We start from the raw sequence: 25,129 nt of genomic DNA, 5'->3' as shown, positions 1-25,129 counted from the left end.
TGTGTTTAAAAGTTATTTTTTAGATGAATTTCTTTCTATTAAATGAGTATCTATTAATATGGTTTGTCCCTTTTGAGGGGTTTCTTTAGTTAAAATTTGCTTCAGCATTAACTCCGAAGCTATTTTCCCTATTTCAAATCCAGATTGATCTATCGTGGTTAACGATGGCTCAATAACACTAGAAACAGGCTCGTTACTAAAACCAACAAAAGCAATAGCATCGGGTATTTTAATTTGCAACTCCTTGGTGTGTTTCATGGCACCAATAGCCGATAAATCATTAGCACAAAAAACGGCATCAATAGGCAGTTTTTTTGCTAATAATTTTCGCATACTAATATAACCATCTTGCTCCATAAGTCGAGAGCTAATAACATATTCTTCTTTAAAGGTTAAATTATTTTTCTTTAAAGCTGCTTTGTAGCCTTCAAATCTATTTTTATAAATTTCTAATTCCTGCGGTCCCGAGAAATGTGCAATATGCTTACAGCCCTTTGATATTAAATGCTGTGTAGCATCGTAGCCGCCCTTAAAATCATCAATTAGCACATTACTAAAGCCAGGAATATCACAATGCCTATCGAAAAATATAAGCGGAATATTACTATTTTTTAAAGCTTCTAAATGGTCGTAATTCATGGTTTCCATAGACACCGAAATTAATAAACCATCTACCCTATTTGCAAGTAAACCGCCAACTATTTTTTTCTCGCGCTCTAATTGCTCTAAAGATTGACAAATAATTACATTATAACCAGCTAAATAGGCCGTTTCTTCAATACCCTGAATGGCCGACGAAAAAAAATGTCGAGATATTCTTGGCACCACAACACCAATAGTGTTAGTAATGTTTTTTCGCAAATTAGACGCCAACATATTACGTTGGTATCCTAATTCTTCAGCTTTAGCCAAAATTTTATCTTTTGTAGCACGAGTTACTCGTGGACTATTATTTAAGGCTCTTGATACTGTAGAACTATCAATTCCTAGAGCCTTGGCAATGTCGTGTATGGTGGGTTTGTTATTCAATAGTAAATTGAAAATTAAGTTTAGCGTTCACAAATATAACAAAATCCAATCGATTGTATTTAGATTTTATTTATTATATTTACATCGTTAAAAAAGTTATAAAATCATATATAAAAACTAAATACCATGAAAACCAATTATGAAGTACGCTACGCAGCATCACCACAAGATGTTAAATCGTATGATACTACTAGATTAAGAGACGAATTTTTAATTGACAACTTAATGTCTCCAGATGAAGTAAATTTGGTGTATTCTCACTATGATAGATTTATTTCTGGAAGTGCTGTTCCTGTAAAAGAAGCTTTAACGTTAGAAGCTATCGATCCGTTAAAGGCCGATTACTTTTTAGAACGTCGCGAATTAGGAATCATTAACATTGGTGGTTCTGGTACTGTTACCGTAGACGGAACTGTTTACGAATTAGATAACCGCGAAGCATTATACGTTGGTAAAGGCAACAAAGAAGTTGTTTTTGCTAGTAAATCGGCTAACGAACCTGCTTTATTTTACTTAAACTCTACACCTGCTCACAAAGCATATCCAAACAAAAAAATAGGAATTAATGATGTAGAAGTTGTACAATTAGGTGCACCTGAAACTGCTAATGCAAGAACACTTAGAAAGTATATTGTAAATAGCGTTGTAGATGTTTGCCAATTACAAATGGGAATGACCGAATTAAAACCAGGATCTGTTTGGAATACGATGCCTGCACACGTGCATGACAGACGTATGGAAGTTTATTTCTATTTTGATGTACCTGCAGAACAATCGGTATGTCACTTTATGGGACAACCACAAGAAACACGTCATATCTGGATGCAAAATAACCAAGCCGTTATTTCTCCAGCATGGTCTGTACACTCTGGATCTGGAACTAGTAACTACACTTTTATTTGGGGAATGGCTGGTGAAAACTTAGACTACGGAGATATGGATCACTGTAAAATAACTGAACTAAAATAATAAAAATGTCTATAAACTTATTCGATTTAACAGGAAAAGTAGCCCTTATTACAGGTGGTACTCACGGCTTAGGACAAGCCATGGCTGAAGGTTTAGGTAATGCGGGTGCCACTTTGGTAATCAACGGTGCATCGTCGCAAGACAAACTAAATACAGCTGTAGAACATTATAAATCTCTAGGCATTAACGCTTCGGGATACCTTTTTGATGTTACAGATGAAGCTCAAGTTATTAAAAACATTGCAGCTATAGAAAAAGAAGTTGGCAATATTGATATTCTTGTAAATAATGCAGGTATTATTAAAAGAACGCCTCTGGAAGAAATGGAAGTTGCAGATTTTGAAGCTGTAATTAAAGTAGATTTAGTAAGTCCGTTTATTATGTCTAAACATGTTGTAAAAGGCATGATTAAACGTAAAGAAGGCAAAATAATCAACATTTGCTCCATGATGAGTGAACTTGGCAGAAGTACTGTTGGTGCTTATGCAGCTGCAAAAGGTGGTTTAAAAATGCTAACGCAAAACATGGCTACCGAATGGGCTAAACATAACATACAAACTAATGGTATTGGACCTGGTTATTTTGCTACTACGCAAACCGCTCCAATTCGTGTAGATGGACATCCATTTAACGATTTCATTATTAACCGTACACCTGCTGCACGTTGGGGAGACCCAAAAGATTTGCAAGGTGCAGCAATATTTCTAAGCTCAAAAGCTAGTGATTTTGTTAACGGGCAAGTGGTTTATGTTGACGGTGGTATTTTAGCGACTATCGGAAAACCTTCAAACGAAGATTAATTTAAATTCAGTATTTATGAAAAGAAATAAAATATTAGCCGGTATTTTTTGTGCCGCTATACTTTCTTCATGTAATCAAAAAGAAGACATAAAATCTATTGTTGTTAAAAACACTTTAGATTTTGAAAAAACTTTTGAAACTGTTGAATTATCAAAAGCATTTTTAAACGTTACCGATCTTACAACGGTTGGAATTCGTGATGCCAAAGACGGAACTTTACAAGTAACTCAAACGGTAGATAATGATGGAGACGGCACAATGGACGAGATTTTATTTCAACCTAAAATAGCTGCAAATTCAGAAAAAACGTTTGAAATTGTTACCATAACAGAAGCCGAACAGCCAAAAGCTGAAGAACTTTGTTATTCTCGTTTTGTGCCAGAACGTACAGACGATTATACTTGGGAAAACAATAAAGTAGCCTTCCGTGTTTATGGGCCTGTTGCTCAAAAAATGATTGAAGACGGTACACCTGGAGGCACACTTTCTAGTGGTGTAGATGCTTGGTTAAAAAAGGTTGAATATCCAATTATCAACAATTGGTATAAAAAGAACGCTATTAAACCTGGCGCTTATCATGAAGCTTCTCCGGAAGGTCGCGATAATTTCCATGTAGGTGTTAGTAGAGGTGTTGGTGGTATTGCTGTAAAAGCAGATACTACTTACTATTTTTCTAAAAACTACACACAATGGCGCACCATTACTACGGGGCCACTTAGAACTAGTTTTCACTTAGAATATGCAAATTGGGATGCTAACGGCAAGTTGATAAAAGAATCTAAAACTATTAGTTTAGATTTAGGAAACAACTTCTCGAAATTCACAACAAGCATTGAAGGTACCGATACTATTTATGCTGGCTTAACGCTACATGAAAAAGATGGTAAAGTTACTGGGAGTGATAATAATGGATGGGTAAGCTACTGGCAACCACACTTTGAAACCGAATTAGCAACAGCTATTGTAGCTCCTAAAGGAACATTTTTAGGTTACGAAACTTATGATACCGAACAAAAGGATTTAAGTAACGCTTACGCGGAATTAAAAGTAACTAATAACGAAGTAGTTTATTACGCTGGCTTTACTTGGAGCGAGAGCAACCAATTTAAAAACAGCCAAGAATGGGAAGCTTATTTAGATATGTTTTCTAAACAAATTAACACACCTTTAGAAGTTGTTTTGAATAAATAAATTCAACATTATTTCTAAGTTATTTTATTAAAGTGATTGTTTCTACTCTTTTATTAAAAGAATGAAACAATCACTTTTTTTTATTATGCATTTCCTAATAACACATAAATAGCTACAGTTACAACACAAAGCATAATAGCCATTGGTTTTGTATACTTCCAGGTCTTCATGTCTACAAACACAATATTGTCTTGCTGCATTTCTTGAGTTGGCGGATAAAAGTAAGATACCGCGAACATCACGATTAGGTTTAAAACAAACTCTATTCCCCAAATATGCACAAAATGAATATCGACTTTAAATATAAACGTCGTTAAAATATAAAATGTTAAACCTACAAAAAGTGCCACCTTGGCTCCCATAGCCGAAATGTTTTTCAGAAAAAAACCAGCTAACATTATTGAGGCAATTGGGATAAAGAAAATACCATTAAGCTGTTGCAATAATTGATACAAACCATCTGGCGCATTGGCAACCATTGGCGCTACCAAAATAGCGAAAATTGCTAATATTAAAGAGGTAAGCTTCCCTACTTTTACCAGTTTTCTATCACTACAGTTTTTACCAAAATGACGCTTAAAAACATCGATACTAAAAATAGTAGCGGCACTATTTAAAACACTATTAAAGGTACTTAAAACAGCTCCCATAACAATAGCAGCAAATATACCTACTAGGCCTACTGGCAATACTTTTTTAATTAATTCTGGGTAAATCATATCTAGGTTTTCATACATAGAATCTCCAAAATAATAAAACCCAATAACGCCTGGTAGAATAATGATAATTGGCACTAAAATTTTCAAAACACCTGTGTACAACAATCCTTTTTGGGCTTCAACTAAATTCTTCGCACCTAAGGCACGCTGAATTATAGTTTGATTCATACTCCAAAAATACAGCTGATTGATAATTAATCCAGTAAACAATACTTCGAACGGTAAAACCGAATCTTTAGCACCAATTACATTAAATTTTTCAGGACTATGGTTATACACTTTAGCCAAACCATCCAATGGATTCCCATCACCAATACTAACTAAAGCAATTAACGGAATGGCCAAACCACCTATAAGTAGTCCATAACCATTAATAGTATCAGAAACCGCTACAGCTTTTAGACCACCAAAAATAGCATAAATAGAACCTAAAATCCCCACGGCAACTACAGTAATCCAAAGACCTTCTTTTTTAGAAACTTCTAATACTTCCGATACGTTGAAAATACTTTCTAAATTTATAGCGCCTGTATACAAAACAATAGGTAACAAGGTTACAATAAAGGAAATCATTAAAAACAATGCGACTAACGTTCTCGTGGTACTATCAAATCGTTTTTCTAAATATTCGGGTATAGTTGTTAAGCCCATTTTTAAATATTTGGGCACAAAATAAATGGCTGCAACCACTAAGGCTAAAGCTGAAGTTACTTCCCAAGCAATTATAATAAATCCGTTTTTATATGATGAACCATTCATACCTATCAAATGCTCTGTTGAGATATTGGTAAGCAACATAGAACCAGCAATAACGACTCCTGTTAGGCTTCTTCCGCCAAGGAAATAGCCATCTTTTGAGTTTAATTTTTCTTTCCGAAGTTTATACCAAGAATAAAAGGCAACAAAGAGTGTAAAGCCTATAAACGTAAGCGCAGTATACATAAAGTTAGTTTAGTGGTTAGTTGGTGTTGAAGTTTAACAAGCGTTAATTTCAACAAAAATTAATTTGCCAAATTATTGATGCATTATCACAATTCGACAAATTAATTATAAACGCTAGTCTCACTTAGCGTTTGGTTGGTTTTAGTTTTAAAAGCTACTAGAACTTTAAGGTCTCAGGTAAATATTTTGATACCAAATCTTTATAATATGGTAAAAGTTCTTCTGCATTTGGTGGCACAGGAGCTTTAGAATACAAATCGTATGGATTAAATGCTTTTACCCATTCAAACATTTCCACATCTTTTTCATTCATTAAATGGGTATAATCATTCTCTCTATGTTGCGAGTAAAATGAATGATAGCGTATAATATACAATGCTGGATCTGGCAGATAGTCTTTCATTATTTGATACAAATACTCGTCGTGCCCCCAACTCATTTTTACGTTATCCAATCCGCAATTAGGCGAATACACACCGTATTTAGTATTGTAACGCGTATCTGTATAATCTGGATTTGCTTTAAAAAATTCTGGATAAACAATTTTATCCGAATACGCACAACCTACCGGAAACGTATCGCCAACAACCGCCCATTGAGGTTCTCCAAAAAGACATAGAATTTTACCTAAATCGTGAATAAAACCTGTTAGCACAAACCAATCGGGATGACCATCGGCTCTAATAGCTTCTGAAGTCTGTAAAAGGTGCTGTAATTGATCTAAATCGATATCAGGATCACTATCATCAACCAAAGTATTTAAAAAATCTACGGCTTCCCAAATAGACATTTCCTTTCTATCGAACTTTAAAAACTCCGCTTCCTTCTTACAAACAAAATCGTAGGTTTGAAGTTCGTGATTAATTTTATAAAATTCGCGTACGGTATCTAATCTTTCAGAATCTACATAATTCCTAAATTCTTCTTTTTCTTTTTTAGGTTCTTCCGGATCGGGATATCTATCTATTAAGTTCTCTTCCCAATCGTCAATATTCTCCATTGGATTTTGGAGATTTTTGTTCAAAGATTCTTTCATTGCTATAATGTGAATTAGTTTAATTTTCTAATCGCAATTTAAAAGATAATGAATGGTTTTAAATGGATTTATAAATCAAAAACATGGAGATATTGAAGCAAAAAGTCTATTTAAGCAGCTTACTTGGCGGATAACCAAACTGTTTCTTAAAGCAACGACTAAAGTACAACGGGTCGTTAAACCCAATTAAATCAGTTACTTCCGATACATTATGTTTTTTTGTTTTAAGTAATTGCACCGATTTTTTTAAACGAATGGTTCTAATAAACTCATTCGGGGCCAAATCTGTCAATTCTTTAATTTTTCGATATAATTTAGACGAACTCACACCTAATTCTTCACATAAAAAACTAGTGGTTAAATCGGGTTTACTAATATTATCTTCTATCAGTTTGGAGATTTTCTCCATCAAAACTTCATCTACTGGTGAGTGTGTTAGCAAACCTATTTCACTATCAGCATCATCAGAAAATTTGGTTTTTAATTCCAATCTAGATTTTATAATGTTAACCATTATAGACTTTAATAACGACGGATCGAAAGGTTTCACCAAATATCCATCCGCACCAACATTATACCCCTTTACCTTGTCTTCATTCTCAGAAAGCGCAGTTAATAAAATTACAGGAATATGACTTATAAACTCATCATTTTTAAGTTCTTCACAAAATTCAATACCATTCTTTACCGGCATCATAACATCGGCCACACATAATATAGGTTTTACTTGTCGACAAATCTGCAAACCTTCTTCCCCATTTTCTGCTTCGTAAACTTTATAATAGTTAGATAGGTAATCAATTAAATATTTCCGGAGTTCGGTATTATCTTCAACAACCAATATTTTCTCTTTAATATCTGTATTTGTTGTTGTTTTTTTCAATGGAACCTTCGGAATTTGCTCTTGTTCTTCAATATTAGTCACAAATTCAAAAACTTCATTCTTACTATAAAGTTCTCTACTTATTGGAATTTCAAAACAAAACACACTCCCTTTGTTTGGCGTACTTTGCACAGAAATAGTGCCTTTATGCAAATCGACCAAAGCTTTAACAAGCGATAAACCAATACCCGAACCCGTATTATTTTCCTTACTATTTGTGGCTTGGTAAAAGCGCTTAAAGATTTTTTCCTGACTTTTTTGCGGAATCCCAATACCATCATCACTAACCTCAACCACTAAATAGTCGCTACTATCACTTTTTAATCGCACAAATAAATCGACATGCCCATATTTATTGGTAAACTTAATAGCATTGGATAAAAGATTGTATAAAATTTTATCATACTTATCACGATCAATCCAACCGAAAAGCACCTCGTTTTCCGAATTAAAATTAAGCTGAATTTCTTTATTATAAGCAAACTCCTTAAAGGAATCGAAAGTATTTTGTGTGTACTGCAAAATATCGGTGCTCGACACTTTTAACTTTAACTCTCCCGTTTGTGCTTTTCTAAAATCCAGTACTTGATTTACTAAATTTAAAAGTCGACTAGCATTTTGATGAATTAAGTGATAACGACTTTTTTGATAGTCGCTACTATATTCCTTACTCTCTTCAATAAGTTGTTTTACCGGACCAATAATAAGCGTTAGGGGAGTTCTTAACTCGTGAGATATGTTGGTGAAAAATCTTAATTTCTCATTATTTAATTTAATATCACGCTCTCTATTTACCTTCTCGGTCACCAATTCTTGCTTTAAACGCATACGATTTTTAAAATCGCGCCTCACAAAACAAAGCACCAAACCTAAAAACAAAACAACCAAAAACAAAGCCTGATAGGTAAGCCAAAATGGGCGCTCTATTTTAATTTTGTACGACACAATTGGGCTCCAATGACCGTCACTATTGCACGATTTCATTTTAAAAACGTAATCGCCCGGAAATAAATTGGTGTATTGTACCGTTCGAGAATTACTATTTGTAGAAATCCATTTTTTATCGAAACCTTCTAACTGATACTCAAACTTATTTAGTTTTTCATTAGCATAAGAGGGCGAAGAAAACTCAAGTGAAAAATTCCTGTTATTATAATTTAAGTCAATACTTTTTATTTGATTAAAATCTTCTTTCAACGGGATTTCTTTATTGATTTCCATACCCGGAACCAATATTTCATTTTGTATTTTAATTTCTGTTATTATAGGTTCTGGAGATAATTTGTTCTCTTTAATGGTATAAGGTGAAAAATAAATAACACCATTTTTTCCTCCTAAATAAATATTAGAATCTCTAAATTTATAAAATCCTCTAGAGCTAAAATAATCTAACCGATTACCACTATTTACGTGGTATATATTATAGTCTAAACTACTAACATTTACTCTTGCAACACTATTGTTGTTTACATTTAACCATAAATCGCCGTTGGTATCTACAAGTAAATCCGTTACCCATTTACCAGCTAACTCTTCAGGTTGTTTTAAAGGATAAAAATCGTTTTTTTCTTTATCAAAATAGCATATTCCACTACGCGTTGCCGCCCAAAGTTTACCCGATTTATCGAAAACAATATCACTCACATTATCGTGAGCTAAACCTTTCTCTGTATCTAAAGACGATTTATAAATGGTTTGAGCGCCATTTTTTGCATTGTATTTTACAGCGCCTGTTTCTGTTGCAAACCAAATAACATCATCTTCACCTTTTATAATCTCGTTAATCTCACTACCAACTAATAGTTTGGGTTGTTGAGTACTGGCTGTAATATTTTCAGTATCTAAAATTAATGCACCCTCACCAAACGAGCCAACAACCAGCTTGTTATTGCCTAAGTTTTCGAAAGTGACTATCGGAGATTCTTCAAAACCGATATATACCTCTTTTGAAGTCTTCTTTTCAAAATCGTAAATCAATATTTTACCATTCCATAACCCACAATAGAATACTTTCCCGTCCGGGGAATAAATACTGGCAATATCTATTTGATCTATTTCTAAAGGCAAAAAACGATCTTCTTTTGAAATGAAGAGCCCGTTATGTCGGGTAGCAACAATAATTTCATCAGTATATGTTTTAGAAAAACCACGAATTCTAGGGGCTTGATTCCCTATATATTCTGAAATATCTTTGTTTAAATTAAATTGATTTTCATAAGGATCGTACTTATCCAAACCATCTTCGGTACCAATCCATAAAATTCCTGAAGCATCAAAATATAAGGCAGAAACCAAGTTATCTACTAGAGATGTTTGATCTGTTAAAACCGAGTAATAACGCTTAAAATCACCTTCTGAAATAGCCTCTAAACCATCGCAAACAATTAAGCCTCCAAGCGTACCCACCCAATACTTACCATCAGGACCTTGCACTACTGATAAAAAATAAGGACCTAAAGACTCTCGGATTTCTTTATTTTCGATATATAAATTTTCAAATTTATTTAGCCTTTTATCTAGTTTGTAAAGCCCCTTCCGAGTACCTACAAAAATATCATTTTTGGCATCTTCATATATAAAATACACATACGGGTTGGTCTCAATAGAATCGGGTATAGTTAATGAATAGGTGCTTATTTGCTGAATATTGCCAACCGAATCTAAATTAATTTTTGCTATAGACGCCGTACCGTAACTACCAATCCAGATATGACCTTCGGAATCTTCAAAAATCTCTTTTACATAATTAAAATTCGGAAGATTTACTTTTTCGAACCGTTCCTCGTCTGCATAAAACAAAAACACACCATTGTCTTTTGTACCCACCCAAACACGATCGAAATTATCTACATAAATAGATCGAATTTCTTCGTCTTGTAAACTATTTGGGTTGTTCTCATCCTTTAAAAAAGTGGTGAATTTTTGAGTATCACAATCGAATAAAGTCAGTCCTTTTCGTGTACCAATCCAGATATTCCTTTCTTTTTCATCTAATTCTAAAGCCGTAATATCATTATCATTAAGTTTATTATTGCCTTCAGAAGAACTTAAATAAGACTGAAACTCGTAGCCATCAAATCTATTTAACCCTGAGAATGTACCAATCCATAAAAACCCGCTTTTATCCTGAACCACATGGCGCACCGAATTATGAGATAAACCGTCGTTATCATTATAATGTTCAAATTTGATGTTTTGAGCAAAACTGCTTAAAACAAACAAAAAAGAAAGCGAAAATATAATAAAACGTTTAATCATTAAATGGGTATTATTTTGAATGTTTACGGTGTAATATTTTTTATGCTATCGGCTTCTAAATCTATTCTAAAATGATTTGAAGGCGCGCCTTTTCTACTTTTTTCAAAAATACGCAGCCATAACTTTAGTTTTTCATCTGTAATGTCTTTTAACTCCTCACAAATAAATTGATATGCCTTTAATCGATTTTCACCAATATCAGTAAAAGCCAATTGATCCGCGCTTCTCAATTTATAAAAATCGTTAACCATATCAAAACCTGTCCACATTTCAAAAGCTTCTAGGGTTAAGTTGTTAGCTAATAAATGCGCGTTTAGTAATTCGGTCGATCTATTATTTTTTAATAACAAATCTTTCCCCGAAGTGGTTAAAAAACTATCAGCAAACTTCTTAGGCCAATCGCTAGGTAAAAACCGAAGACGCACTAATTCTTTCAAGTGAAATTTAGTGAAATCTTTATAATTTTCGGTAGTTAATATATCTTTATTCCAAATTGTAGAAGAATCCATTTCACTTAAGTAAGCGTATTCCTGCTCGTATAACGGGAACAAACTATTAAAGTTTTTAGCCTTATTAATAATCACTGTTTCCACATCAAAATCCGTTTCCGATAGTATCGTTAACACTTTATATCCCGGAGCGTATGCAGCCAAAGATGGCGTTTGTATATTGAAAAGCGTATTGCCATTTTTACTAGTTCGCACACCTGTATCGTTAATATGCATATGGCCGCCAAAGTGTATTTGAATACCTGCATCGGCAAAAACCTCGGCAACATCTTCTTTAGGTACGCGGTGCAATTGCATTTTATTTTCTCCAAAAAAGGCTTTCATCTCTTCAGAAGCATTATCGTTAAACTCAACCATAGGGTAATGGCTAAAAGCGATTAAAACCTTGCCTTTTTCTTTGGCTTTCGCGGCTACTTTTTTTACCCAATTGATTAAATGTGTTTTCTGTAAAAGCACGTTATTATAACCAATACTTGCTCCAGAAAAATCACTTGCATTATTTGACGCTCCCGACAATTCTTTATTTGGCACATACACATTGGCATCGATTGCTAAAAGCCAAACACCATCAGTTGGCTCTACTAAATAACTAGCATCCGGATGCGCATTATATGCATCAATTTGATAGGTTCTTTTGTTTAAGTGTGAAGCTTCTTCGGCTTTTTCAAAACTATACTCGCCATAACCATATTTAGAAAACGGCGTTTCCCAATACACATATTCTTTCTGAGGATAAAACCCAAATGAAGACATTTCATTCAAAATATCTTTATAACCCCATTTTTTAATTTCTGAAGTTATTATAGGTTTCAACTGCCCTTCAACAGTGTCTTTTAAATTTTTAACCGAACTTGTAATAATTTGTTCCTGACCGCCTACGCCTAAAAAATCAGTTTTTCCAGCCTCTTGAGTAAATGGTTTTACGGGATCGTGATTTCCGGTAGTTGCAAAGAATAAAATGCCATGCTTTTTAGAATAACGGTCTAATATTTTTCGTAATCCTTTTACATGAACCGGTTGCCCATCATCACTAAAATCCCCTGGTAGTGCCACGTATTTAATACCTCTAGCAACAATATCATCTAAGGCTTCAATAAATGCAAAATAGTTTTCGTTGAATATTCTAGTGGATTGCAATTGCGCTTGCATAGTCCTGATATTAACAAAATTTCCTGTTTCCGGATTCTCGATACCTTTATAATCGGCATCTTCAAAATGCGCATAAATATCCTGAAAATGAGCATCGGCAATAAATGCTATTTGAATTGGAGTCACCTCAGCTTTTATCTTTTCCTCACAAGAAAACAATATCATTAAAAGCACGATACCAATGTACTTACTATACAATTTATTCAAAATTCTAATTATTTTTTAACGGTTTCCTTCGGAAAAGCATAACTGGCTTTCCATCCTCCTAAATCAATCAACACCTGATCTATCATAACACCCGGATCTACCATCCAAATTTTTAAAGTATGCATCCCTGCTTTATTAACTATTTGCTTCGCCGCTTTTACTGTGGCATTTTTAAGCACATTTTCTTTCCATGCTTCACTACGCCCTTGAGTTTGAAAATCTACAATTACAGGATCAGCATCATCAATAGCAACAGCACAACGCACACCAATACCTGCATGTGGGGCATGTGTAGGTACAGCTTGTAAATTCACTTGAGCTTCTCCGAAATTAAAAGTATAAAAATCATATTCTAAAACGGGACTATTCGCTTTTATTTCTTCAATATTAACATTTGGCGTCGCCGTTCGTGGTAAAGCTGTAATCACTTTATTGGTATAGCCCATACCTTCAAACAATTCCCATTTAGCTTCCTTTCCTTCGTTTTTCCTTGTGAAATTTTCAGCATTTATAGACACATAGCCTTTATCTTCAACAAAGCCTTTATAGCTTTTTAACGCATCCAATTTAGGATTATAAACTGAAACTCCTATCGTTGTTGTTTTTCCTTCGGAAATAAAATCGATGGCACTATTCACCTTAAAACTTGGTGGAATTAATTGAAAATCGTGTCCCAATGGTGCTTCTTTTTTGTTCTCGCCTTTTGGCACTTTATCCCAATCGATACGCACCCAAATTCTTTTTTCTACTTCACCCGAACTCGTATTTAAAACACCTTTTTCTTCCGATAATTTTATCCAATCGGCCTTTGGTTTAGCTTCCCAGTTTAGAGTTCCGTTGCCTTCAACAAAAACATCAATAAAATAACTGCTATTTGTGTATCTATTAAACACAGGCAACACATCTGCATAACTGTTTATAATGTCATCGTTCACTTCCATTTGGTAACCTTCTAAAGCCAAACCTAACTTAGCTTTATCATCAGTTTGCACCGTAGACGTCGCAGGTTGAGCAAAGACTGGTAAAAAACGAGGCGCCATGGTCATGATATGATTCCATTTCCCGTTTTGAAGTTTTGTATTGTAATACGATGTTTCCTTTTCAATTCGGTTGAAGGCCTCTTTTGACAAAGCACCAAAGGCATTTGCACTCTGCCTACCTTGTTTTGCTGTAAACTTATTTTTAAAACTATATAACCATTTTTGATTGAGTTTTGAAGCCCCAATTACAGGATAATACACCAGTTGATAAAATGCATCTTTTCTATTTGCGTCTATATTATTATACAAGCGCTCCGTAGTTTCAATGATGCTTTGATAGCTATTGATACGTTCTGAAACCTCATCACCATAATGATATTGGGTTAATTCCGTTTCACCTTCTTTGGTAACCGGTTCCACTTGGCTCCAAGCCATAAACTCAGGGCGTCTAATATATGCTAAGCGGTTATTTTCAAATAAAACATCCGTAATTTCAGAAGCAGATGCTTTTCCAAATTCACGTGCTGCCCAAGTACTCATATGTGTTTTTACAGCCGTACTTTTTTCAAAATTACCCATATCCCAAGCCATATCGAAAAATAGCTCGATGTTATATTCATGTGGTTTAATATCTCCACAATTTAAAATCCAAATATCACGCGATTGAAACTCGTAAGCCTTAGACATTTCTTCCCACATTAAAACAGGGTTTGTGGAGTTTAACCATAAATAGTCATGCGGTCTTCCCCAATACGACGTATGATAATACACCCCTGCGCCGCCTGGTCTAGTTTGTTCTTGAGGATTACTTAATTGACGCATATAGCCGTAGTTATCATCCGTCCAAACAAGTGTAATATCTTCCGGTAATTTTAGTCCGTTTTGGTAATAATTCAAGACTTCTTTGTAGGGTACAAAAGCTTGCGGAACCTTTGTTGGATTCTTTTTGGTTTCCTTTTTCAATATGGCACGTTGGTCTGTAATAACACGTTCTAATAAATTAACCTGTGCATCGGTATCATCTTCACCAACAATCATTGGTGAATCGTGTTCTCCACGCATACCAACCGTATAAATACCATCGTATTTCGCGGTTTCTTTGGCTCGTTTAGTGAATAGATTTTTTATGGTTTCTGAATTGGTGTCATAACGATATTCGCCCATGGTATCGTGTTTCCACTCTGTATTGATGTTACTCAGCATAGGCTCTGCATGCGACGTTCCTATGACAATAGCATAATTATCTGCAACAAATTTATTTTCAGGATACGAGTAAAACGGTTTGGTACTCGAATGCATCGCCGGCCAAATCGTATTGGCTCTTAGGCGCAATAATAACTCAAAAACTTTAGCGTAGGTTTTAGGACCAATATCACCGGTTTCATGCTCAAAATTTAAAGCGGCCCAACGTTGTAAGCCCCAATCTTCATCATTTAAAAAGATACCTCTGTATTTTACTGAAGGACTTTTGGATACCGTATTTTCAACTGTAACCTTTAACTCTTTTCTTTTTTCTGGCGTAACATCGGCCCACCATTCCCATGGAGATACACCAATTTTTCTAGACAATTCTAAAATACCGTAAGCCGTTCCTCTACGATCACTTCCTGCTATAACTAAAGCTTTATCAATACCTTTTACTGGGTTTTCTATAACTTGAATAGCATAACGCTCCCAATCATTTTTAAACGCAGTAACGCTTAATTTACCCGAAGCTATTAATTTGTCTATTATCGCATTTCCTCCAATAGTTCCTGCGATTATTACAGACGAAGCAGTACGCGCTTTCGAAATTATTGAGGGCTTTAAACCGGTAATATTCAAAACATCATTTGCAAAAATATCCGAAGCTATAGATACCACTTTAGCATCTTTTTTATCAATTAAAACCGGTATGGCATTACCGCCTTTTACAATTGAAAACTCCGAAGTCTTACCTTCTTGTGCTGTTAACACTAACACTTGAAAACAAGCCAAAAACAATCCTAAATATTTAAACATGCTTTTATATTTTAATTTTTTCATAAGTTCTTTTTCAACATATATTTAGATTTCAATTCAAATAAAGTTGACGCCATAAAAACTTGTCAAAATAATCAGTTCTATAAAAGCTTACACGCTTTAAAACTTCTTATTTTTTGATTGTTTTTAGAAAAGCTTCCGCGTAGCGTTTGCCTAATAATCTCTGACTTTCTGAATTGAAATGTACCGCATCGCCTTTATCGACCAAATCATCGGTTTTAATAACCGACATGTATTGATCTCCTTTAGCGTGCTCGTTTATAATAGAATTCATTTGCGACCATAATGCCACTTTTTTGGAGTAGCGACCAAGTTCACCAACCAAAATGGGCAACTTTTTATTCCCAACAGATTTTCTAAAGGTTTTAAAAAGTGCTGTTAAGTTTTCATCATGTTGAGGGATTTTTTTTGGATTGGCATCACTCTCCCCTTGATGCCACAAGATCCCTTTTACCTTACCATACTTTTTTGCTAGAGCAACTTTTTCTTTAAAATTTGATAATAATTTTACATCACGATGACTAACATCTCCAAGCCATTGACTTATCGAGCTTCCACCAACAGCAGTTGGTATTAATAATACAGATGTGTTTTCTGGAATTTCTTCTAAAAGGTTTTTAGCAAAAGACAAACCGCTATCTAAACCTCCCATTTTAGGCTCGTAAAAATGAAGTGGCTCTTTAGCCAAAACAATGTCATTATTTTTATTTATAGTCAGCACGCGGCTCGATGCTATAGTATCTTGCGGTTCTACATAACCACGACCAGCCATATTAGATTGTCCCGCCATTATAAAAACCCAAACATCTTTCTTTTTAGGAAGCGCTTTTAGTTTAACCTCAGCTTTCGGAAAATTATAGGTTCTGTCTTGCTTTGCTTTTTCCGCAGGCTTAGCCATTTTCTTTAACCATTTTTCGGCTAATTTTGGCCAGATTTCGGCAGCCACATTTCCTTTACGTAATCCATAACCATGTCCTCCTTCTGGATAAACATGTAACTCTACCGGCGTTTTGTTATCGCGTAAAGCTTGCCCCATAACCAATCCACTATTTCCATATTGATCATCTGCTGTTCCGAAGATAAAAAACGGTGGTGTATTTTTATCTAAAGCAAAATCGGGATTTATGGTTTTATTTTCACCTTTATCTAAATACGCTGGATAAATAAGCATGGTGAAATTCGACTTGCTAGACAACGTATCTATATCGTCTTGAGGCTCGTAAAAACTAGTGGTAGCATTAGTTGAAGCTAAAGCAGACAAGTGACCTCCTGCTGAAAAACCTATTAAACCAATTTTCTTGGTATCTAAATCAAACTCCGAAGCTTTACTTCTCACCACTTTTATAGACCGCTGAATATCTTGAGAAGCTCCTTTTTGGTTTTTAGGAACTCGATATTGTAACACAAACGCCGTGTAACCTAAGTTGTTTAACCATTCGGCTATCTCGTAACCTTCTTTATCGATAGCCAAAATACCGTAACCACCACCTGGGCAAACAATAATACCTGCCTGAGATCCATTGGAATGTTTTGGTTTAAATACTGTAAGCGTTGGGTTGGTAACATCCGTTAACCTTATAACATTATTACTCGTATTGTCCGTTTGTCTTGGTAATTGTTTTGGCCTCGATTCATTGGGTACTTTATCAGGCCACAACCTAATAATGTCTTCCGTTTGAGCTGAAAGCAAACAAGTAAAAAAAAGACTAATAGCTAATAAAGCAAACTTCATAATGCAAAAGGGTTTTTATGGTTTTAAACGAAAACTTTTTTGCTGCTTAATGTCTTGAGACGATCCACCAATCATAAACTGATATTCGCCACTTGCAAAAGCCCACTGTTTCGTTTTTACATCCCAAAATTGCAATTCTTTTTTCGAAACTTCAAATTCTATCTGAGTTGATTTTCCTTTAGGTAAAAATTCTCTTTTAAAACCGACTAATTTCTTCAAAGGTCTTTTAATTGAAGCGTTAGGTGCTTTAAAATATAGTTGAGCCACCTCATCACCATCATAATTTCCAATATTTTCAATAGTCGTAGTGATTGTTAGCATGTCACCCTTCTGTTTTATTTTCATACCCTTGTATTCAAATTCAGAATAACTTAAACCATAACCAAACGGATAAAGCGCTTCACCTTCAAAATACATATAAGTTCTACCGTTAGAAACCTCGTAATCGTCCATTGGAGGCAAATCTGTGATTGATTTATAAAAAGTAAACGGCAATCTTCCGGCAGGATTATAATCGCCAAAAAGCACATCGGCAATGGCTTTTCCGCCTGATTCCCCCGGATACCATGCATCTACAATAGCAGGAATATTATTATCCATCCAATTAATAGCCAAAGAACTTCCTGCAACTAAAACAACTATAATATTCTTGTTTTCGGCATAAATCTCTTTTAAGTAATTAACCTGATCTTCGGGTAATTTTAAATCTGTTCTATCTCGACCTTCCTTTTCTATTGACTTATTAATTCCCATAACGGCAATCACATAATCACTTGCTCGGGCAACGGCTTTATCTTCCGCATATAAATCATCGGTTAAGGTTGGAACTTCCCATAATAACTGACAAATAGCATCGCCACCATTGTCAAAATACTCTAATTTAATAACGTATTTTTCACCAGCTTCCATAGGGATTTCAACTTGATCGGTAGTCATTCCACGATTATGCCATTCATCTACAACAAGTTTATTGTTTAACCACAATCGAACACCATCATCCGAATTAACACCTATTTTATAAGTTCCCGAAAAGTTAGGCGTTATGTAGCCCGTCCATCTTATTGATTTATGTCTATAATTGGTATACGGATCTGGCGGATTGTTTACAGGATCGAAATTCACCACCTTATCTACACGAGTTTTCGGGGTGCCTTCTAGAAACTTATCATCATAATATTCTCCAAACAAACCCGTTTCATCATTATGATCATTGCGTAAATTTTCGGCTTCAATAAGGTTTAAATTTCTAGCAGCGGTTTTCCATTTCACATACGTAACTTCAGCTTTATTACCAACCTTTTCCATTATCCCTTCCAAAGGAGATATCGGTTTAATAACCGGTAAACCACTGTAATCACCAAAAACAACCTGATTGGCATTAAAACCAACTACCGCAATTTTTTTTATGGCATTTACATCTAAAGGCAAAATGTTATTCTCATTTTTAAGAAGTACCATAGATTCTCTTGACGCCTCTAAAGCTAAATCTTGATGTTTTTTTGACCCAATAACATCTGGTGAAATTTTGGTATACGGATTGTTTTCTGTGCTATCGAAAATCCCTAATTTAAAACGCGCTGTTAATACTCTAGCCGTTGCTTTATCTATATGTTCTTCGGAAACTAAACCTTTTTTATAAGCCGAAAGTAAATATTTTGCATAAATATCATTCCCACACTCGAGGTCTAAACCCGCTTCTAATGCTGCTTTTGCTCCGAGCTCTTTAGTATCTACATATTTGTGCGATTTTACTATATAGGTTGGCGCTCCACAATCGCTTACTACGTAGCCTTTAAAACCCCATTCATCTCTTAAAACCGTATTTAACAACCAACTATTTGCGGTACTTGGCACGCCATTAATAGCGTTGTAAGCACTCATTATAGACTGTGCGTTTCCTTCTTGAACGGTTGCTTTATAAGCTGGGAAATAATACTCCCGCAGTGCTCTTTCAGAAATATTAGCATTGTAAGCAAACCGATTATCTTCTTGATTATTGGCTACAAAATGTTTGGGAGTAGACACTACTTTTAAATAGTTTTCGTCGTTTCCTTGTAATCCTTTCACGAAAGCACCCCCTATTTTACTAGTTAAATAAGGATCTTCACCATAAGTTTCTGGCGTTCTTCCCCAACGTGGATCTCGTGCCATATTAATAGTAGGCGACCAAAAGGTAAGTAAATCGCTGTACACATTTTTTTGATCTTTACCTTGATTGTAAAAGTTCCATTTTGCTCGGGCTTCATCTGAAATAGCCGAAGACACGTTGTAAATTAAATCGGAATTCCAAGTCGCTGCTAAAGCTACAGCTTGCGGAAACACGGTAAATCGACCACCCTTTACAACACCATGTAAAGCTTCGTTACCATGATAATATTTTTCAACATCTAAACGTGGAATCGCTTCTGCAGTTGACACAAGCATCGATACTTTTTCTTCAACAGTTAATCGTTCCAATAAATCTTGAACACGCGTTTCAATAGGTAAATCTTGATTTTGAAACGTATATTTAGTTTGCGAAAAACCTAAAACAGGCATGACTGACAAAGCAAATATGATAACTCTTTTTAATGCCATTTGAAAAATGAAATTATATGGATGATTATTATTTTAACTCAATTTTAAATCCTGTAATAGGAATTTCTGTAGCAGTATAAACCGGCATTTTAATGGTTAAACCCGTCTTCGTTTGCTTCCATTTTACTTTATCGGTCGTATTTAATCGTGTTATCGATTTTATCTTATCGCCATTCTCCAAAGCCAATGCTTTTATAACAACGTACTTATCGGTAACACTGCACACGTAAGCATAAACAGCTCCGTCTTTTGAAGTAAACCTAACCTCTGGAAAAATAACTTTCGATGTGCCATCGTGTTCGTTATCTTTCATGGTGTTTTTTTCTTCGGAAAACTTAACCTTTCCGTTCTCTTTTGGTGTATCCACAAGACGTTCTCCTTGCACTTCCCAGGGTTTAGAACCGTAGATTCCTTCTGAATTTTGCTTAATCCACCCTCCCATTTCGGCCAATCGTTCTTGAGCTAAATCTGTAATTTCACCCTTAGCCGTTGGTCCGTTATTCAGTAATAAATTTCCGCCTTTACTTACTATTTCTAATAACTGACGCGTCATTAATTCTGAAGATTTATAAATAGTATCATATTCAATATATCCCCAGTTTTTCCCCATGGTAATACAAGCTTCCCAAGGTTCCACCTCTAAACCTTCAACTATTTCTTGCTCTGTCACTTTATAATCACCAAAACCATGTTTAATACGGCTGTTTATAATACATTTTGGCTGAAGTTCGAGAATCAATTCTCTTAATTCTTTACTTTCTTCTGGGCTAATTAATTCTGGTGTATCAAACCACATCACATCAATTTTACCATACTGGGTAAGCAACTCTTTTATTTGTGGTTTTACTTTTCTTTCAAAATAGCGACTGTATACTTTTATATCTTCATCTGGATAATCTACTAAATTACTTCTACCACCTTTAAAAGGCCAATCGGTAGCCACATCGGGATCTTCCCAATCGCGCCCTAATGAATAATAAAACCCGAATTTCATGTCGTGTTTATGGCAAGCCGCAACGAGTTCCGTCATAGGATCTTTTGCGTAAGGTGTTCTCTCCTTGATATTATAATCATTAGATGGTGAATCGAACATCGCAAAACCATCATGATGTTTGGAGGTAATGATAATGTATTTCATACCTGCCGCTTTTGCAGTAAGCACCCATTTTTCGGCATCGTAATTAACCGGATTAAAATCGTCGGCTATGGTCGCATATTCTTTTAAAGATATTTTTTCATGAATCATGAAATGCTCATTACCTTTTGCTTTGTGCCCTTTCCAATACCCTGCCGTTTGAGAATATAACCCCCAATGCATAAACATACCAAATTTGGCATCTTTCCACCACTCCATTTTATCGGATGACTGCGCGAAGGTATTCGTGATAAAAACAAGTAAAAAACCTAAACTGTAATAAAAATTTCTTCGGAATGTGATCTGTTTCATTTTATACTAATTTGAATATTTTCTAATAATAAATCCTTAATTGGTAATAAATTCTATGTTGGTCAACTTCACCACTATTGGGTTTTGCCAAATTTTATCGTTGTAAAGTCTTTGTGCTCTACTTATAGATATTTCGAGTAAATCTTCATGCTGAATAAATCGAGATGTTGGTGTGTTTTCTGGCCAATACTCCACCACTAAATCGTTTTGCCCGAGTACCGAAATTTTGGTATTTTTAGTGGATCGCATATTTTTCAATAAAAAGTTTCGTCTAAAGCCTTTAAACCAATTTTCTTGTCCGGTAATAAAAACATAAGCCGTGTTATCCTCTTTACCTTTTGTAAACCACATATCGCCATCTTTAACAATGGTTGGCACGGTTCTCACATTTTTAACGCCTTCTTCGTTAACATACATCCATAACGCAATTTCTCTCAAACGCTCCTCTTGTTCTATCGGAATTTCTCCGTTAGGTTTCGGACCAATATTCATTAGAAAGTTACCGCCTTTTGCACGGATTTCAATCAGTTTTTCTATTAATTCAGAGCCCTCTTTATAATCTTCATTTGTAGGTTTGTATTGCCATTGGGTACCCATCGTCATGCAAGTTTCCCATGGTCCTGGCATGGCGCCGCCTGGGATTTTTTGTTCTGGTGTATTCATCTCACCACGAGTAACTACAATATCTGGTGCAATTTCATGAACATATTGCGCCATAGGCTTTGCCTGAAAAGCATCGAAAAACATCACATCTATAGGGCCGTAATTATCAATAATCTCTTTAACTTGAGTTTTATCGTATTCAAAAAGCTCTTTATTGGCCGTTACTTGTGTCATTGGGCCTTTTCGAGAAATTAAATGCCCCTGCTTATGAATAAAACTAAAATCTTCTGGAGAAAAATAAATCCCTACTTTTAAATCGAATTTACGCAAGGCTTTTACCAATTCCCCAACAATATCCTTTCCGTAAGGCGTATTCATAATGTTGAAATCGGTAGTTTTAGTATCCCACATGCAAAAACCATTGTGGTGTTTTGCTGTAAAAACAACATACTCGGCTCCTGCTACTTTAAACAGACGTGCCCACTCTTCGGCATCAAATTTATTGGGATAAAATGTTTTAGGAAGTTCGTTAAAATATTTATTTACATAATCATCTGAAGCTCCAACCAACGAATGACTAATAACACTCCCCAATTGCGAATCCATACTCCAATGCACAAATATACCGAAGCCCATATCCATGAAATCTTCATTAAGTTCGGGCTTATTTTTAAGTTGCGAAAAGGCTGAAAACGTTATTAGTAATATGAGTAGTATCGAAAATTTGAACTTCATAATTATAAATATTATTATTTAAAGACGTTAGACATTTCTAAGATTAATTCACCTCCATTTAATAGGTCTTGATGAGAAATACTATAATTTTCAATAGGCTTATTATTCAAACTCACTTTACTAACATAAACATTGGCATCACTATTATTATGCGCTTTTATGCTGAATGTTTTATTTGAATAATAATCTGGATTTAACTTGATAGTAACCTCATCGAATATAGGGCTTCCTATTTGATATTCCGGATTGGTTTCTGTTCCACCATTCATTTGAAACAATCCAATTTTCATAAGCACAGCAAGACTTCCCATTAACCCTTGATCTTCATCTCCATTATAACCCGTGGTAGGATCCAATCCGCTAAACGCTTTATCAACAACGGCACGAGACCAATATTGGGTTAAGTCATTTCGACCCAATTTATTAAATACAAAAGCCGTTTGCATCGATGGTTGATTACCATAGTTTACAGGAATTCTACTATACTCTGGGTGTAATTCTTGTGAATGCGAATTTCCTGCTGTAAATCCAATTTCTTGGGCTGTTTTAAATTGTTGGTTAAGTTTCTCAACTGCTCTATCATTACCGCCCATCAATGTTGCTAAACCTTCTAAATCGTGAGGTACAAACCATGTCGATTGCGCGCCATTAGATTCTATAAAACCATTTTCGGCTTGGTAAGGATCGAAATCTTCTTTCCATACACCTGCTAAGTTTTTAGGACGCATCCAAGTTGATTCAGCATCAAACACATTTTTATAATTGTTAGATCGTTTTATAAAATAATTATAATCGTCATTGTGGTTTAGCTGTTTAGCTAACTGCGCTAAAGTCCAATCTTGATACGCATACTCCATGGTCATGCTTGCTCCATCTTGATGACCGCCAAAATTACCATCTGGAATTGGGTAAGGCACATAACCGTTTTCTATATAATATTTTAAACCGCCTCCTAGGTTAGTGTCATGCTCGTAACCAGCTTTTCCCATAATTCCATTAAGCATGTGGTTCTTTTTTAAAGCCTGATAAATGCCTTCTAAATCTTCCGTAATTATTCCTTTTTGAATAGCACTCACCATAAATGGCGTAGAAGATGCTCCCGTCATCACGTAAGTATAATTTCCTCCAGAAGGCCCACGTGGTACTAAACCACCATCTTTATAATATTGCATTAATGAATGTGCAAAATCGGCCATGATTTCAGGATAAGCAATTCCCCAAAGTGTATTTATTGTCCATTGCGCACCCCAAAATGAATCGGAATTAAAGTGATTAAATTGAGGTTTACCATTTTCGTCTAACGGTAATTGCCCCATTCTAAATGTCGCTCCCGTATTATCAGGATATGCACCATTAGCATCATTTATAATTCTACGGCCTTGTAAGGCGTGCCATAAATCGGTATAAAAACGCCTTTGTGCTTGCTCTGTATTTCCTTTTACATCAATTCGACCAAGTAACGCATTCCATTCCTCTTTAGAAGCCTCTACTATTTGATTGAAATCCCAATTTGGCAACTCTTCATTTATATTAATGTTTGCATTTTCCACGGAAGTGTACGATATACCCACCTTCATTAAAACATCACTTTTATCCTCTTTTAAATTCACGATGTAATTACCCGTTTCTTCATCTCGTTCTAAAGCTTCAATTTCTGTATTTAGTTTCACTTTAAAATAAACAGTTACTGGCTTTGGACGTCGATGAGTTGGCTCCATAACTAAATGCCCCGAAAGTTCATTTTTATTATTTTGTTCTAAAACCCCATTCGAATTTTCACAAGGTCCCAAAATGGTATTCAAATTAAAAAGAACGGCTGTATTTTGATTTTCAGGAAACGTAAATTGATGTAAACCCACGCGTTTTGTACTTGTAAGTTTAGTTTCTATTTGGTAACGCTCCAACTCTAAACTATGGAAACCAGGTGTTATTTTTTCTTTATTATGACTGAATTTTGAATAAAAATCTTTAAAAATATTACTTTTATTTTCTTCGGAAACAGTAACTGGCATAACAGAAACACCAGACATTTGCCAAGCATGTATATGGCTAAACCCTTTAATAGTATCTGTTTTAAAACGATAACCACTACCCCAAGCGCCTCCAATTTGTGTATCGGGACTTAAATTAACCATCCCAAATGGGCGATTAGCCGACGAGAAGAAAAACCAACGTGAATTTTCGGTATCTAATAACGGATATACTTTTGCTGTATAATCTATAACAGATTCCGTATTTATTTTTAAATCCTGATTTGCATTTTGTTTACAAGAAAACATGGCAATACATACAACACTTAAAATGTAAAATCTGTTCTTAAGGAGGGGATATAACTTCATT

14 protein-coding genes are annotated in these 25,129 nt (G+C 35.0%); 3 read left to right on the top strand and 11 right to left on the bottom strand.

The features are described from left to right. Window positions 1-12: 12 nt before the first annotated feature. Window positions 13-1,029, bottom strand: a complete 1,017-nt coding sequence (locus tag BM246_RS13415; RefSeq protein ID WP_083415811.1) for a LacI family DNA-binding transcriptional regulator — start codon at window positions 1,027-1,029, stop codon at window positions 13-15. Window positions 1,030-1,155: 126 nt separating this feature from the next. Here BM246_RS13415 and kduI point away from each other — a divergent pair, with 126 nt between their 5' ends. Genes kduI through BM246_RS13400 form a run of 3 tightly spaced genes read left to right on the top strand, consistent with a single transcriptional unit; the run spans window position 1,156 to window position 3,990 of the window. Then, window positions 1,156-1,998, top strand: a complete 843-nt coding sequence (gene kduI / locus BM246_RS13410) for a 5-dehydro-4-deoxy-D-glucuronate isomerase (protein WP_042506448.1) — start codon at window positions 1,156-1,158, stop codon at window positions 1,996-1,998. A 5-nt stretch (window positions 1,999-2,003) separates the two neighbouring features. Further along, window positions 2,004-2,798: a gluconate 5-dehydrogenase gene (locus BM246_RS13405; RefSeq protein WP_042506450.1), complete on the top strand. Its 795-nt coding sequence runs from the start codon at window positions 2,004-2,006 to the stop codon at window positions 2,796-2,798. A gap of 16 nt (window positions 2,799-2,814) precedes the next feature. Further along, a complete protein-coding gene (locus BM246_RS13400; RefSeq protein WP_074938582.1) occupies window positions 2,815-3,990 on the top strand; it encodes a DUF4861 family protein in 1,176 nt (391 codons plus the stop codon). 83 nt (window positions 3,991-4,073) lie between these two features. Here the strand turns inward: BM246_RS13400 and BM246_RS13395 are convergent, their stop codons facing one another. The 10 genes from BM246_RS13395 to BM246_RS13350 all read right to left on the bottom strand — a co-directional run bounded on the left by BM246_RS13395 (window position 4,074) and on the right by BM246_RS13350 (window position 25,128). After that, on the bottom strand, window positions 4,074-5,651 hold the full coding sequence (locus BM246_RS13395; protein WP_074938580.1) for a solute:sodium symporter family transporter: 1,578 nt from the start codon (window positions 5,649-5,651) through the stop codon (window positions 4,074-4,076). A 157-nt stretch (window positions 5,652-5,808) separates the two neighbouring features. After that, entirely contained in the window at window positions 5,809-6,687 is an 879-nt protein-coding gene (locus BM246_RS13390; protein ID WP_074938578.1) for an inositol oxygenase family protein, read from the bottom strand. 106 nt (window positions 6,688-6,793) lie between these two features. Beyond that, window positions 6,794-10,828, bottom strand: a complete 4,035-nt coding sequence (locus BM246_RS13385) for a hybrid sensor histidine kinase/response regulator transcription factor (RefSeq protein ID WP_074938576.1) — start codon at window positions 10,826-10,828, stop codon at window positions 6,794-6,796. A 23-nt stretch (window positions 10,829-10,851) separates the two neighbouring features. Next, window positions 10,852-12,693 (bottom strand): metallophosphoesterase family protein, encoded by a 1,842-nt coding sequence (locus BM246_RS13380; protein ID WP_317042983.1) that lies wholly within the window; start codon window positions 12,691-12,693, stop codon window positions 10,852-10,854. A gap of 8 nt (window positions 12,694-12,701) precedes the next feature. Next, window positions 12,702-15,698: a glycosyl hydrolase 115 family protein gene (locus tag BM246_RS13375; RefSeq protein WP_074938572.1), complete on the bottom strand. Its 2,997-nt coding sequence runs from the start codon at window positions 15,696-15,698 to the stop codon at window positions 12,702-12,704. 106 nt (window positions 15,699-15,804) lie between these two features. After that, on the bottom strand, window positions 15,805-17,427 hold the full coding sequence (locus tag BM246_RS20125; RefSeq protein WP_074938569.1) for a sialate O-acetylesterase: 1,623 nt from the start codon (window positions 17,425-17,427) through the stop codon (window positions 15,805-15,807). A 15-nt stretch (window positions 17,428-17,442) separates the two neighbouring features. Continuing rightward, window positions 17,443-20,004, bottom strand: coding sequence for a glycoside hydrolase family 3 protein (locus BM246_RS13365; protein WP_074938567.1), 2,562 nt, complete (start codon window positions 20,002-20,004; stop codon window positions 17,443-17,445). Window positions 20,005-20,032: 28 nt separating this feature from the next. Continuing rightward, a complete protein-coding gene (locus tag BM246_RS13360; RefSeq protein ID WP_083415810.1) occupies window positions 20,033-21,451 on the bottom strand; it encodes an alpha-L-fucosidase in 1,419 nt (472 codons plus the stop codon). A 36-nt stretch (window positions 21,452-21,487) separates the two neighbouring features. Continuing rightward, entirely contained in the window at window positions 21,488-22,789 is a 1,302-nt protein-coding gene (locus tag BM246_RS13355; protein WP_074938565.1) for an alpha-L-fucosidase, read from the bottom strand. A 14-nt stretch (window positions 22,790-22,803) separates the two neighbouring features. Continuing rightward, on the bottom strand, window positions 22,804-25,128 hold the full coding sequence (locus tag BM246_RS13350) for a GH92 family glycosyl hydrolase (protein WP_074938563.1): 2,325 nt from the start codon (window positions 25,126-25,128) through the stop codon (window positions 22,804-22,806). Between the last annotated feature and the right edge of the window lies 1 nt (window position 25,129).

Origin of the sequence: Algibacter lectus (assembly GCF_900112395.1) — a bacterium.
In the GTDB taxonomy this organism is placed as follows: domain Bacteria; phylum Bacteroidota; class Bacteroidia; order Flavobacteriales; family Flavobacteriaceae; genus Algibacter; species Algibacter lectus.
Note: the sequence above shows the minus strand (reverse complement) of the source record. Positions and strands in the feature narration are given on the sequence as shown.

Coding starts and splice junctions, on each gene's coding strand:
- BM246_RS13400 (WP_074938582.1), top strand. CDS start 2,815: ATGAAAAGAAATAAAATATTAGCCGGTATTTTTTGTGCCGCTATACTT.
- BM246_RS13365 (WP_074938567.1), bottom strand. CDS start 20,004: ATGGCATTAAAAAGAGTTATCATATTTGCTTTGTCAGTCATGCCTGTT.
- BM246_RS13360 (WP_083415810.1), bottom strand. CDS start 21,451: ATGAAACAGATCACATTCCGAAGAAATTTTTATTACAGTTTAGGTTTT.
- kduI (WP_042506448.1), top strand. CDS start 1,156: ATGAAAACCAATTATGAAGTACGCTACGCAGCATCACCACAAGATGTT.
- BM246_RS13355 (WP_074938565.1), bottom strand. CDS start 22,789: ATGAAGTTCAAATTTTCGATACTACTCATATTACTAATAACGTTTTCA.
- BM246_RS13395 (WP_074938580.1), bottom strand. CDS start 5,651: ATGTATACTGCGCTTACGTTTATAGGCTTTACACTCTTTGTTGCCTTT.
- BM246_RS20125 (WP_074938569.1), bottom strand. CDS start 17,427: ATGAAGTTTGCTTTATTAGCTATTAGTCTTTTTTTTACTTGTTTGCTT.
- BM246_RS13385 (WP_074938576.1), bottom strand. CDS start 10,828: ATGATTAAACGTTTTATTATATTTTCGCTTTCTTTTTTGTTTGTTTTA.
- BM246_RS13390 (WP_074938578.1), bottom strand. CDS start 6,687: ATGAAAGAATCTTTGAACAAAAATCTCCAAAATCCAATGGAGAATATT.
- BM246_RS13375 (WP_074938572.1), bottom strand. CDS start 15,698: ATGAAAAAATTAAAATATAAAAGCATGTTTAAATATTTAGGATTGTTT.
- BM246_RS13405 (WP_042506450.1), top strand. CDS start 2,004: ATGTCTATAAACTTATTCGATTTAACAGGAAAAGTAGCCCTTATTACA.
- BM246_RS13350 (WP_074938563.1), bottom strand. CDS start 25,128: ATGAAGTTATATCCCCTCCTTAAGAACAGATTTTACATTTTAAGTGTT.